Here is a 13353-nt window from a genome sequence, read left to right on the forward strand (position 1 = left end):
GCCTCTACACAAAGTCAATAATCTGTTCGTCATCGGCATCCTGCAAGCGACGCATCATAATCCTGTTGCGCCAAAGCCTTGCCACAATCGCCTTGAAACCAAGCACCTGGATCGTAATGAGCGGAGTCATCGCAACCATTGCCACAATGCCAAACGCATAATTCAAAATTGAATCGCCGCCATCGTGAATCACGGAGCAAGCGCCAATCGCCAAAGGCAGAATAAAGCTCGAAGTCAACGGACCGCTCGCCACGCCACCGGAGTCAAACGCAATCGCTGTATAAAGCTTCGGTACAAAGAACGAAAGCCCCAGTGAAATAAAGTAGCCCGGCAAGAGGTAATAAATAATCGGGAACCCGATAATAATGCGAAGCATCGAAAGACCTATCGAAATGCCAACGCCCACCGAGAGCGCAATCAACATTGAGCGCTTGGTCACAAGGCCCCCCGTCACTTCTTCGACCTGCTTATTGAGCACATGCACCGCCGGTTCTGCAAGCACCACGACCATGCCGATGATAAACCCAGCCGCCACAAGCGCATGTGGGCGTTTCGCAAGTTCACACCCGATTTCAAAACCGATCGGCAAGAACCCGACCGTCACCGCCGTCAAGAAAATCACAAGCCCGACAAACGTGTAAAGGATGCCAACCCCCACTTGCACAAGCTTCACCATCGGGAGCTTGAGCACGGTCCACTGTAGCGCACCGAAAAATACGACAATCAGCGCAAGCGCAATAAAAACTTCTTTTGCAACAGTCAACACCACCGGCAAAAAGTGTTCGCCAAGACTAGCCTCCACCGAGTAGGCCGCCGTCGAAAGCTCATACGTCAAGTCGCCTTTTGAAAAAACGACCAAGCCCATCAGAGCCAAAATCGGGCCGACCGAACAAAGCGCAATCAGGCCAAAGCTATTTTCCGAAGCGTTCTTACCGCCAATCGCACCCGCAACGCCAACGCCAAGCGCCATGATAAACGGCACCGTAATCGGACCCGTCGTCACGCCGCCCGAGTCAAACGCAAGTGGCACAAAAGCGTTCCGCCCGACGGACACCATGAGCATCCCGAGCATAAAGAGCACCATGTAAAAGAAAATGATAATCAGCGAAAGGTCTTTCTTGAATACGATCTTCAGAATCGCAAGCAGCAAAAAAATCCCGACACCTACGCCTATCGTCGAAATCAAAAGAATCGGCCGCACGGCATTTTTCACCTGTTCCGCAAGCACGGACAAATCCGGTTCTGCAACCGTAATGAGAACGCCCATCACAAAGCACACCGAAACAAGCAACAAAAGTCTGCGCGACTTGGTGAGTCCCGACCCCACATACGCCCCCATCGGCGTCATCGCAAGATCAGCCCCCAGATTAAAAAGCCCTATTCCAATAATCAAAAAAATCGCACTAACCGTAAAAACAATTTGCTCTTTCAGTGAAAAAGTCACAAGCGGAGTATGCGACACCACCAGCACAATAAGCGTAATGGGCAAAACGGAGGCAAAAGCCTCTTTCAATTTTTCAAAAAGAATTTTTTGCATCACTTATAATATAATTAAATGGTTATTAGTCATTGGTCAATTGTCAATAGCAACTTGTCATCCTGACCCTGGAGCGTAGCGATAGGGGAAGGATCCAGTCAAGTCTAGTCAATACTATTGAATTTGATTCAAAAAAAATTTTAGTATTCGTGCAACCTACCTCCACCCCCATGCATCAAAAGTAACGAAATGGACGAAAAAGTCATTATAAAGAAGATTCAACAAGGAAGTCGTGAAGCCCTTGGCGTGCTGTGGAAGTCCCATAGCACGAACGTTCTGAACCTTGCGTTCAGAATGCTCAAGAATCGCGACGAGGCTGAAGACGTCTTGATGGACATTTTCGTCTCCGTTCCAGGGAAAATCCAGAAGTTTCGCGGCGAGAGCGCACTCAACACCTGGCTGTACCGCCTCACCGTGAACGAATGCCTCATGCGGCTGCGCTCCAAGAAGCGCCATGCCGAACTTGAAGAAGAGCACATCGAGCTTGTGACCGTTTCCGCTCTCGGAAGCAAGCACGAGGAAAAACAGGATTACGACCCGGAACTCTTGGAATTTGGACTGTCAAAGCTCTCCGCCGAAACGCGAAGCATGCTCTGGCTCAAGGACGCCGAAGATCTTGGCATCAAGGACCTTTCCGAGATCTACAACATGCCCGAGGGCACGATCAAGGCAAGGCTCAGCCGAGCAAGAACAGTCGTCAAGAACTATTTACAGGAGAACCTGAACTATGCATGATAAAATCGATTTTTCAAGACTCGAAAGAATCGAACCCAGGAAAGGCTCCTGGGAAACCGTCTGCGCCAGACTCGATTCTTCTGAAAAAAGAAAGGTTCTTAACTTCATCCAGACACGCACCAAGTACGTGCTCGCCGCAAGCTTTATCGTTGCCGCATTTTTCACCACCTTCATGACGATTACGTCTAATACAATCAATTCCGAGGAAGTTCTCATGACGAATGTCGCTTCAAGCGAGCTTGCATCGTGGTACGGGAACCTCGGCGAAAAGAGCGACGACGAACTCGAGAATTTGGATACCTACACATCCATCAGCTATTTATTACAGGAGACTAAATAATGAACGCATCCACAAAAACTTTCTTCGCAAGCATCATCATTCTTGCTTGCTCTCTCGGATTTGCCATTGGAGCCTTCTGCTTTGCAGACCGAGGCTTCGGCGCATCTTGCTGCTCCAGGCAGTCCACATGCACTCCATCGCATAACCAATGCACCTGCGGCTGCGAAAACCACGGCGATTGCGACAAGAACGACTGCGTCTGCAACTGCTGCAAGCGCGGCGGCATGCATCACGGCAAGCACCACGGTGAATTCCATGGAGAACGCTTCCATGACAGAGATTTCCGCGATGGCCGCCCTGAAGGTCCGCGCGAACACTTCAAAGAAGGCAAGCATTTCGACAAGAAGTTCGACTTCAAGAAAGGCCCCGGTCCAGAATTCATGGATTCCATCCTCCAGGTCACGCACGAACAAAGAGCCGCCCTCGACCAGCAGCGCATCGTAATGGACTCTACATTCAAAGCCCTCCGCAAGCAGAAGAAAGATGCGGAAAAGTCTTTGCACGAAGCGCTCGACAGCAATGATGAAAAGAAGATTGCCGCAGCCAAGGCAGGCATTCTCAAGGCTCAGGAAGCATTGCTCGACCACAGAATTAATGGCGTAAAGAATTTCAACAAGATCCTTACCAAGGAACAGCTCGAAAAATTCAAGAGCTTCCACAAGGATCACCGCAACAAGCCCTAGAACTTTATTTTCATGATTCCTTGAAAAACAAGTCTCCGGTCACCCGACCGGAGGCTTTCTGTTTTTACAAACGATTCATAATCAACCGCATTTGTCTTTTCACGTCATTCTGAGCGAAGCGAAGACAACTCAGAAGGCGAGCGTTGCAAAAATGAGCATTCTCATTTTTATAACCGAGCCAAAGAGTTGAGGATTTAGCCCAATCCAGTAAAATCTCGAAATCAACAATCCATCTCTTCCCACATATTTTCATCGCGGGAAGCATCTAGATGTTGTTCTGCGGTCTCGGCGATTTTTTCATTGTGACCGCGCAGTGCCGCAAACGGGCTAAAAATCTTTGCACGATTCGCCACAGACATTCTTGGATGCTTCATCAAGAAATTCCAGTCATCACGCGGATACGGCAAATCAATTATGTCTTTATAATCGTCAATCACGCCTTGTGCCCTCCGATCTGCTGGTTGCGTTCGCGGGTGGTCGCCCCCTCCTGCATGTCCATTCCCTTGAAAATAGCGTTCTTGCCAAAGCGCTTCTTGATAGCAATCTGTGCCTGCATCATCTTCTTCTCGCGTTCAATCTTTTTCACATCCGTGAAGAGATCGTAGCTCTCTTGCGTCGCTTCCAGAACGTTATTCGCCGTGAGGTTCAAGCGCTTCACCGTAAGCGACGGATTCATGATGCGGTCCGCAAGTTTCATCACCGCTTCTGCAATTGTCGATGCCGACGAAGTGTAATTCAAAAGCGGAGCAGTTCCATGCGCAGGCTTCGGGATTTCTCGCCCGTAATTATCGACAACCGTTTCGCCGTGATAAATTCCCTTGTCCACATTTTCGCGATCATAGCCCACATGGAGCGTAAGGCCGTTCGTAACCAAGCCTTTCTCGACAAGGTCGAGCGCAAGCGTATCCACCATTTCGCGGATGACGATTTTCGCTTTAGCGCAATCGTACGCACAACTTAACACTTGTCCACCGCCAATGCTATGTGTCTTGGATTTATACCGTTTGATTTCAGCAATACCGCACGGTTCATAGCCCCACGCATGGTCAATCAAGATTTCGGCATTCACGCCAAACATCTTGTACAGCGCATCGGGATGCTTGACACTTGCACGTGCAAGGTCGCCCATCGTAAAAATACCGCGACCATTATTCAAGTAGCAATGCGCGAGGCGCTCCGCAATGCCACGCCCCAGCTGCCAAAAGCTCGTAATCGGCCGATGGCCCCAAAGTTCCTTGCGGTACGTCATCTCGTCAAGTTCCGCAATGCGCACACCATCTGCATCAGGAGCCACATGCTTTGCCATCACGTCCATCGCGATTTTGCAAAGGTAAAGGTTCGTTCCGATGCCCGCCGTCGCCGTGATGCCCGTCGTTTCAAGCACATCGCGAATCATGTCTTTTGCAAGTTCCCGCGCCGACTTCTTGTACATCGAAAGATAATGCGTCAAGTCGATAAAGCATTCGTCAATAGAATAGACATGGATATCGTCGGCACTCACGTATTTCAGATAAACGTTAAAAACGCGGGTGGAATATTCCACGTACTTTGCCATTTGCGGAGGTGCCACAATGTACTGTACATCCTTGCCCGTTTGGCGCTTGACTTCACGCACTTTCTGGATAACTTCGAACAAGCGCGCACGTCCGGGAATCCCGTAAGCCTTAAGGCTCGGACTCACCGCTAAGCAAATCGTCTTTTCGGTACGGCTCGCATCCGCTACCACAAGATTCGTCGAGAGCGGATCAAGCCCGCGGAGCACACACTCCACAGACGCAAAAAACGACTTCAAGTCGATGGCAACATAAGTACGTGTTTCGCGCGGCAATCTCATACGTCAAAATATAGAAATTACTGCACAAAAAGACACTCTACCGATATTTCAATTCCGGGTGAGCTTCGTAGTACCCGTTCTTAAAGGCATACATGCGTTCGTCAGCAAGGCGCATGGCCTTGCGAATATCCTTCTTGCCATAGCACACGCCAATCGAAAAGCGGATATTTTCCGTCTTGCCCGACAAGAAATGCACACGGGCCACGCGGTCCTGCACTTCGTCTTCGCTAATCTCGTTCACGAGAATCATGAACTCGTCACCGCCCGCGCGGTACACCACACCATCCTGGAATACGCTCTGCAAAATTGAAGCCGCCGCGCGAAGCATCTTGTCACCAGCGCCATGCCCCTGATCATCGTTCACGCGCTTTAAGCCGTTCAAGTCCGCAAAGAGCACAGCCTGAGGCACAGGTTCATTCCCGGCAACAACACAATCCACGCGGTTATTCATCTCGTTACGGTTCCTGACACCCGTCAAAGAATCAATCGTACTCAGGATTTCAAGACGGTTCAAAAGCAGATAGTTCGCAATCTCTGAAGCCAAAAAGAATGTCGTGAGTTCAAGCATTTCCTTTATCTTCAGCACATTCGAGACATCGAAATTCAGAACCCACATATAGCCCAGAAGATCCTTGCCATGGCGAAGCGGGAAAAGCACAAGGCTCGTAATGTTCGCTTCATCAAGCGAAGCTCCCCAAACGGGATTCTGCTTGCGCAAATTTTCCATATCATGTTCATCTTTTACGATGATACAAGTGCTGCCGTCCAACATTTCTGACCATGTTTCCGTTATTTCATAGAAGCCCTCAAGATAGTGCTCCATCGGCACAGCATCAGCCCCTTCACGGAACGCATCGGAAAAAACAGTGCAACTGCGCTTTTCATCATCGGTCAGCAAAATGCAGCAATGTCCAGAACCACAAATATCGCAAATGTCTTCTGCGACCTCCTGGAACGCCTTCTTAACATCATCCGAGCCACGCAATTTAATGCAGGCTTTCAATACATCGGATGCGGTATCCGCAGAAATATCGGCCATCGCGGCAGAGTCCGCCTTGGGCGCAACATCATAGCAGTAAATGCAATAGCCAACATTCTCGCAATCAGAATCTAACGGAAGGAGGAACATGTTGAGCCAGAGACCCATCATGTAAAGGTCAACATAAGCATGCAGAGGCTTTCCATCATGCACACAGCGGTAACAATGATCTTCAAAATTCGGATTCTTCGGGAAGCATGCCTCATACGGGCATCCAGGCTCAAACGGATGATTCAGCCCTGCCATGTCGTCGCAATGAGCCTTGTTGCCAGCAACCACACGAATATTCCCATATGTTCCATCTGGGAAAAATTCAACAGAAACAATGCAAGCCTTTGCCTTATAGTGCGACAAAAGATTATCAAAATCCATACTTTAACTCCCCACGTTTTTTAGGCAGGTTATATTAATATATATCTTTTTAAGCCTCATAAGGGAGCCAAAGCCCAAAATACGCAATTTAGGCCATATTTTTGGTGTTTTTCCAACAACGTGGATTTTGAAAACAGGTAAATACTATATTCATGGCATGAAATTTTTGGCCGCCATTATTTTGAGCATTTCGCTTTTGACAGCAGAGAGCTTTGCGACGGTCTCGTTACACCCGCCGATGGTTTATGCCGAAAAAGAAGACCGATCAATGGCCGCCACCGAAGAAGTCGCAGAATCGACCGACGGGATGATTTATTTGGCACGTTTCTTTTCGGTCCAGCTTTTTCTTAGCGGAATAGTGGTCTCAGCTTTTGCAGCCGCAGTCCTTGGGACCGACGATGAATCCGGCTACGACAAATCCGGAGCCAGAATCGGCCTTGCCGCTGGTATCGGGTTGACAGTCTTGGGCGGTTTCTGCATTTACTGGTCTTTCTAGCAAGCCTTACCAGTCCTTCGCGGGTCTTACCTGGCCGCGGACGGGTTTCCAAGGCTTGCGTTCGCCGTTCTGTTCGTCAAAATCCTTGAGGAGCTGGGCGGCTTCTTCAGGAGACATTTCACCAGGTTGAAGCGGCTGCTGTTCAGGTTCACCGCCGTTACTATCGCTGGAATTACCTTCGGACTGTTCAGGCTGTTGCTGCTCTCCGGCGCCGCCATTGCTATCGGAACTGTTAGCACCCTGGCTGCTGCTAGACTGACCGTTCTGACCTTGATTCTGTTGATCCTGGTTCTGGTCATTCTGGGCACTAGAAGAACTCTGGTCGCCATTTTGATTCTGGTTCTGATCCTGATTTTGCTGATCTTTATTCTGGTCCTGGTTCTGCTTGTCCTGATTCTGATCCTGATTATTTTGGTCTTGATTCTGATCATTCTTAGGATCGTTCTTCTTGTTTTCGTTCTTTTGCTCGTCCTTCGCCTCGTGAATGCGATCGAGGAGCATCTGCAATTTCTGATCGTTCGGGTAGTATTGCAAGCCTTCGTTGCAAGTAATTTCAGCGGTCGGCAAGCGGTTTTCAATGTACTGGAATGCAGCATCGCCATAGTAGGCCGAAGCCGATTTCGGAGCCGCGAATGCGGAAATTGCAAGGAAGAAAACAGCCATCAACACGAGAGAGGAGATTCCCTCCCGGAACGGGGTCCGGGATGACAGGCGGGAATGACAACACGCACACTTAATCGCCCTGAAACTTTCAAATCCGACACCATTCTCTCGTCTTTCGTCTCTCGTCTTTCGTCTCAGAATAGCCATTAGATCACCTCCAGGTCGTTGTCGGTGTTGCTCGCGTCAATCTTCGTCTTGGGCTTACGACCAGCCTTGATTTCGATGACGTCATCAATGCGCTGCACGTGACCGCTCAACTGGCTTGCGGTTTCATCTTCGGCAATCAAGTTCTCGAGCATCTGCTTGCCTTCGGCGTACTTGCCATCCTTGCAGAGCTGGAGCGCACGAGCCAAGACCTGCTTTGCCTTATCGCTCAGCGGAGGTTGTTTCTGGTCGTTCTGATCCTGGTTCTGGTCCTTGTTTTCTTTTTGCTTGTCGAGTTCTTCTTTCAGCTTGCGCTGGACGATTTCGACGTTTTTCTTGGCGTTTTCAAAATCGTTATCGAGGTCAATCGCCTTTTTCAGATAAGCGACGGATTCACGCCAGGCCGCAATGCGGGCACTCGGTTCTTGCGCCTTTTCGCCCACGCGGAAATGCGTATTTGCCAAGTTGTACGCCGCCTTCGCGGCCATATTCTTATCCGGCATACGCACGGCGCTTTCGAGTTCCTTCTTGGCTTCTTCAAAATTGCCGAGCTTGTACTGGCATGTTCCAATGTTGTAGAACAAAAGCGGATTTGCGGGTTCCGCCTCGCGGGCCTTCATGTACATTTCAAGCGCACCGGCATAATCGCCAGCGGCAAACAGCTTGTTGCCATCGTTGATGGGCCGCGCCCAAAGCGATACAGAAAAAATCAGGAAAGCAGTCCAAAAAAATCGCATTTCACGCCTTCATTACAGGTATTACGCCATAAAAATTCAATCAACGCAAAGAATATACAAAAAGAACCGATAAAAAGGCAACGGGCTTATCTCAATTTGATATATCCGTTCAGCCAGTCCGTATGGTCGCAGCTATTGGAGCCATCCGGGTCGGTTTCGAGTTCAAGCTTGGAAGCGCCTTGCAAGGGAATTTGCACAAGCGCAACGTCGCCACGTCCACGCATAAGGCCGCTCCGCCATACTTCTTTTTCATCCACGTTGATAATAAATATAGCGCTACCGTCATCACGGCATTCCGCATCGATTCCTGCGCCCACGAACAACGTATCTGCATTCTCGGGAAGTTCCATAAGAATTTTCGATGCGGCATGAGCACCGATACCGAACTTGTAGATTCTGTTTCCAGCAACAAGATCATGAAAATCCACGGATTTATTTATTTGCGGACTCTTATAGCTCTGTTCCGTCTTAATCCAGTTCAAGCTCGTCAGGAGGACAATATTATCGCCTTCAGGCGGAAGAACCGGGCGGCTGCGATAAGCAAGGATTCCGCCTTCGATCAAAACAACAACCGACAGTATTGCATAAGGCAGCCAGGACGGCAAGGAAACCCGGCTAACAGCATTCACAACAGCATTCGCCCATTTCGGAGCTGCAATTACCAAAAGCGAAACGACCAGAGCGGCACACGCCATTACAGAAATGATCATCCAGACATCCGATCCCCGGAACGAATTGATCATGTTCACATTCAGCGCGGAGACAAGCGAAATGAGCAAGCACGGGATTCCACCACGGCGCATGTCAAGTACAAACCAGCAAAGAGCCATCGGAACAGCATAGGTCAGATAGCGTTCGTGCATGCCAGGGAGCAGCACAAAAAACGCAAGGCCATTCAAAGCGGCAAGAGCAAACGCGGTACGCAAATTCTTGCACAGGATTGACTTGACCAAAGTAAAAACAGAAATAATGACAAAAAGGATTTTTCCTAAAACAATCGGTTTCATCAAGAAGCCCAAGCCATCAGCGCTAACGCCCCAGATCGGGACATTATCGGGCGCAACATTTCCAACGAGGATAAACCACATATTCGCAGCATTGTAAGTGGCATACGCATACTGGCTCATCGTCTGGATATAGGCCCTGGAAAGCATCGGCTGCAAATTTCCGCCAACAATAAAAGGCAAGAGCACCAAGGCGGCCCCAGCAACAGCAAGCGGGAGGCCCTTCCAGGAAGTTTTCCAGTTGCGAATAAACAGCCCGCCAAAAATCGGCAAGAACGCAATCATCTGGAACTTTGACAAGAGCGCAAGCACATACAGCATCGAAGCAAGGAAAATATAGCGCGGGCGGTACACGCAATAGATCGCAAGAGCCGCAATTACCACCGGGAACAAATCCACCTGGCCCCAGACTGGTCCATCCAGCAGCAATGCCGGATTCAGCGCCACAAAGGCAAGCAGCAAGTGCTTTTTCCATTGCGGATAATTAAACCTACCCACAAGGCGGCAAAGCCAATCGACAAGGAAAAGGTGTGCAAAGAAAACCGGCCAAAGGCAAATGAACTTCAAGAAAAATGTCTTACCGACAGCAACACCAAACAAGGAATGGACTTTTGCAACAACCCAAAGCCACAGGACATAAAGCGGCGGATAATTTCCAGAAAAACCGCCAAAGCCACGGTCCATCAGCTGCTGCACCCAGCCGGCCCAGTAGCCCTGATCCCCATCATAGGCAGAACCGGCAGTACAGACAATATTCGCAAGCAAACAGATAATTCCCCAAAAGAGGAACAGCTTCAAGTTGTTTCGGTATTTGTACATGAACATGCTATAGACTCATCATTAAAATGGAACTGCAAACAACAAAAACCAAAGTAACCATCCAGCCACACACTTTCAATTTGCGCGAGGCGCCATCACCACAAAAGCCATAACCCACCCAAGGCAGGCAGCTCAAAAGAACCGGTACAATGTAACGGAAATCATTGCTGCAAGAGAACGGATATTTCAGGCGAAGGGCGATCATCGCGGCAAAGAAAAGGAACGCCTGTGCAGCGACAACAACCTGCACCTTGTCCCATCGGGATTTCCAGAATCCGCGAAGGCCAAAGCCCAGAAGGGCCACAAAGCATGCGCTTATGATCGATGCAAGCCAAAGTCCTTTAGGCGTCTCAAGCAACTTGAATTCGCCAAACAGGGACGTCTTTGCAAGGTAATTCCAGAAAAACTGGCGTCCAAGCTCATCATGCCACGGGTCCGTATAGGGCTGCGTCAAGAATGTACGCAAATCAAAGAACAGGAAGTTCCCGGGATTGTTGCGAACAAGTACCGAATTATCGTTACCGCCAGCATTTCCCACGACATCGTGCGTCAACGCCACACATGCCACCGCAACAGAAGCAGCAATAAAGAGACCTGCGGCGACACGTTCCGAGCGGCTCCACGTGCGCGGATTCTTGAAAAGCTGAAGCAAGGCCGTAAGCGCAAGGACTCCAAAAGTCACGACAGCGGTCGATTTTGTCCAATACGCAACAAAAGAAGCTACAACAGCGACGATGAAATACTTTCCGAAACCTGTGCGGATATACTTAAGGCAGCCCCACAAGGCAACAGCATGCATTGCGTAGAAGAGTATATCGTTTCCAAGCCTCGGCGAAGCAAGAATAAAGCTTGGCCACACGCTCCACAACAGAGCCGCCGCAAAAAGAGGCGCCCCTTCCAGGATATTCCTGAGGCAGGCAAGTCCAAATCCAAGTGCCACAAGCGATATGAGCAAGTCAAACCACTTGACGGCGTTTTGCGGGGCACACTGCATTAGATTTGCCATCTTCCAGACGCCAGCGCTCAAGACAAAATATACCGGCGGATGATAGCAGGTCCAGCATTCATTCGATGAAGGAATTCGATTCTGCTCCGCGATGATCTTCATGTAATGCACATGCCCACCAACATCGTGACCGCGCTGGTCATAAAATGTTTCCTGGCCATAGCCCACGCGCAGCAGAAGCCCAATAAAGAAGATTACAAGCAAGCTGCGCTTTATGTTGAACCGCGATCCCACCGAGAAAATCAAGGCTCCAAGCAGCACAAAGAACATCACCGTGAAAAATCCAAGCATGAATCCGCCGCCATTGATGACCGCCGTAAGGCCGCCCAGGCCGCCGCCATTCCGCAAGGACATTTTGACATGGAATTCCGAAACATCCTTGCCAAGGTTTTTTACAATTTCAGCCTTGTCGAGTATAAATCCCCGATTCCAGCTGCAATAGCCGGGATAACTTTCAACCGGGAACTTAACGCCGTTGACGACAAGTTCTATAACGCAGTCATCCGGATGGATGTTCAAGTAAAAGTCACTTGCAAAGCCTGCGGAAACATCCATGTCAATGGAAAAATTCTCTCCTGTCGCCATCGGAATGCTGACCGGCAAGGCGGTTTCCAAATCGGTTCCGTTCCTATGCAGTACAACATTCTTGATCTCAGGATTGAACGCATACGACATGAGGACAAAAAGCGCCATCCCCAAAATCAGGGGCAGCTCCCGTCTAACGAATTTCCGCATTACTTTTTACCTTCGTGGTATTCTTCTTCGCTGTTCACATTCCAAAGGGCAGTCTTGTCGGTACTATTCTCACGGATGCATTTCACGACTTCCATGGCGGCTAGCATGCTATGGTCCATGTTGTTGTACTTGTGCATGCCATTGCGCCCCATGAGGAACAAGTTTTCGATCGGATCCACGTAGTCACGCACCTTGCCGAATTCGCCGTAAGTCCCGAAGTAAGCGGGGTAAGCCTTCTTGATGTGGAACACTACAGAATCGCGAACGGACTCTGGTTTTGCAACGTCAATCTTATCCAATTCCGCAATGGCGAACTTGATGAAGTCCGCATCGGGCATGCGCCACATTTCATCGCCCTCGGTTGCAAAATATTCAAGGCCAATCCAGACCTTTTCGGGGTCTGCAACCAGGTACGGGCTCCAGTTGTTGAAAATCTGGATGCGACCGAGCTTCACGTCGGATTCCTGCACGTAAATCCAGTTGTCGGCAACGAACTTGAGCTTGCTTTCAGGAGTGCCTGGCTTCGCCGGATTCTTGATTTCAAGCTTATCCAGAAGCAGGCCGACCGTAATGAAATCGCGGTACACAAGGCCATCGGACACGCGGCGGACTTCCGCAGGCACAGGATTCTTTTCGCTGTCCATTGCGGCCACAAGTTCCTTCACCGGCATGGTCGAGAGAAAATAATCGCACGGAACGGATTCTTTCACGGACTCGCCACCTGCGTTACGGCTTTCGACAACGACACTTTCAACAGTCTTGCCCTGAGCATCGCGAATCACGCCTACGACTTTCGAGTTCATGCGGATTTCACCACCGAGTTCCAGAACCTTTTCGGCAACCGTTTCCCAAAGCTGTCCTGGGCCAAATTTCGGATAAAGAAACTGACCGATGAGGCTAGTCTCCGTATCCTTCTGGCGAATATCGGCACCGTTGGCATTCCCCGATTCCGCCTTTTTCTTGCCTGCAAAAATCTGCTTCACCGCATGAATTACAGTCTTTGTAATCGAAAGGCCCTTGATGCGCTGACCGCCCCAGTCCGGGCTAATCTTGCTGCACGGTACGCCCCAGACCTTCTCGGTATAGTCGCGGAAGTACGTGCGGTTAAGGTCCACGGCAAAGCGGTTGATCATGTATTCTTCAAGACTATTTTCCTTGGGTGCAGGCAGCAACTGCACCTTGAGATAGCTGACGCCGATTTTCAACATG

13 protein-coding genes are annotated in these 13353 nt (G+C 49.7%); 4 read left to right on the plus strand and 9 right to left on the minus strand.

The genetic code is table 11. The features are described from left to right. Positions 1–4: 4 nt before the first annotated feature. The gene (locus tag ACJMM9_RS13730; RefSeq protein WP_173466055.1) at positions 5–1537 is read right to left on the minus strand and encodes a DUF1538 domain-containing protein; all 1533 of its coding nucleotides are present in this window, start codon (positions 1535–1537) and stop codon (positions 5–7) included. 189 nt (positions 1538–1726) lie between these two features. Here ACJMM9_RS13730 and ACJMM9_RS13735 point away from each other — a divergent pair, with 189 nt between their 5' ends. Genes ACJMM9_RS13735 through ACJMM9_RS13745 form a run of 3 tightly spaced genes read left to right on the plus strand, consistent with a single transcriptional unit; the run spans position 1727 to position 3295 of the window. Continuing rightward, complete coding sequence (locus ACJMM9_RS13735; RefSeq protein WP_405328078.1) at positions 1727–2272, plus strand: RNA polymerase sigma factor; 546 nt, start codon at positions 1727–1729, stop codon at positions 2270–2272. Next, on the plus strand, positions 2265–2612 hold the full coding sequence (locus tag ACJMM9_RS13740) for a hypothetical protein (RefSeq protein WP_405328080.1): 348 nt from the start codon (positions 2265–2267) through the stop codon (positions 2610–2612). Before ACJMM9_RS13735 ends, ACJMM9_RS13740 begins: the two co-directional genes overlap by 8 nt. Continuing rightward, a complete protein-coding gene (locus ACJMM9_RS13745; RefSeq protein ID WP_405328083.1) occupies positions 2612–3295 on the plus strand; it encodes a Spy/CpxP family protein refolding chaperone in 684 nt (227 codons plus the stop codon). The genes ACJMM9_RS13740 and ACJMM9_RS13745 overlap by 1 nt, the downstream gene beginning before the upstream one ends. A gap of 221 nt (positions 3296–3516) precedes the next feature. Here ACJMM9_RS13745 and ACJMM9_RS13750 read toward each other — a convergent pair whose 3' ends face one another. From ACJMM9_RS13750 to ACJMM9_RS13760, 3 genes are read right to left on the minus strand one after another with little or no spacing between them, the layout of a single operon-like run. Continuing rightward, on the minus strand, positions 3517–3732 hold the full coding sequence (locus tag ACJMM9_RS13750) for a hypothetical protein (RefSeq protein ID WP_405328085.1): 216 nt from the start codon (positions 3730–3732) through the stop codon (positions 3517–3519). Next, complete coding sequence (locus tag ACJMM9_RS13755) at positions 3729–5129, minus strand: DNA methylase (RefSeq protein WP_405328088.1); 1401 nt, start codon at positions 5127–5129, stop codon at positions 3729–3731. Before ACJMM9_RS13755 ends, ACJMM9_RS13750 begins: the two co-directional genes overlap by 4 nt. A 37-nt stretch (positions 5130–5166) precedes the next feature. Continuing rightward, a complete protein-coding gene (locus tag ACJMM9_RS13760; protein ID WP_405328091.1) occupies positions 5167–6540 on the minus strand; it encodes a diguanylate cyclase domain-containing protein in 1374 nt (457 codons plus the stop codon). A 127-nt stretch (positions 6541–6667) separates the two neighbouring features. On the opposite strand from ACJMM9_RS13760, the gene ACJMM9_RS13765 reads away from it, so the two are divergent. Further along, the gene (locus ACJMM9_RS13765) at positions 6668–7036 is read left to right on the plus strand and encodes a hypothetical protein (protein ID WP_405328093.1); all 369 of its coding nucleotides are present in this window, start codon (positions 6668–6670) and stop codon (positions 7034–7036) included. Between the two features lie 6 nt (positions 7037–7042). Here ACJMM9_RS13765 and ACJMM9_RS13770 read toward each other — a convergent pair whose 3' ends face one another. The 5 genes from ACJMM9_RS13770 to ACJMM9_RS13790 form a co-directional block, all read right to left on the minus strand. After that, a complete protein-coding gene (locus tag ACJMM9_RS13770; RefSeq protein ID WP_405328096.1) occupies positions 7043–7846 on the minus strand; it encodes a hypothetical protein in 804 nt (267 codons plus the stop codon). Then, entirely contained in the window at positions 7846–8580 is a 735-nt protein-coding gene (locus tag ACJMM9_RS13775; protein ID WP_088641303.1) for a tetratricopeptide repeat protein, read from the minus strand. Before ACJMM9_RS13775 ends, ACJMM9_RS13770 begins: the two co-directional genes overlap by 1 nt. A gap of 86 nt (positions 8581–8666) precedes the next feature. Further along, positions 8667–10409 carry an NPCBM/NEW2 domain-containing protein gene (locus ACJMM9_RS13780; RefSeq protein ID WP_405328099.1) on the minus strand — a complete coding sequence of 581 codons (1743 nt, stop codon included), beginning with the start codon at positions 10407–10409 and terminating at the stop codon, positions 8667–8669. A 1-nt stretch (position 10410) separates the two neighbouring features. Continuing rightward, complete coding sequence (locus tag ACJMM9_RS13785) at positions 10411–12102, minus strand: hypothetical protein (protein ID WP_405328102.1); 1692 nt, start codon at positions 12100–12102, stop codon at positions 10411–10413. 41 nt (positions 12103–12143) lie between these two features. Continuing rightward, positions 12144–13353, minus strand: a 1210-nt coding sequence (locus ACJMM9_RS13790) for an FAD-dependent oxidoreductase (protein WP_405328105.1), incomplete at its 5' end; no start/stop codon positions are given.

Origin of the sequence: Fibrobacter sp., from assembly GCF_045112255.1 — a bacterium.
Taxonomy (GTDB): Bacteria; Fibrobacterota; Fibrobacteria; order Fibrobacterales; family Fibrobacteraceae; genus Fibrobacter.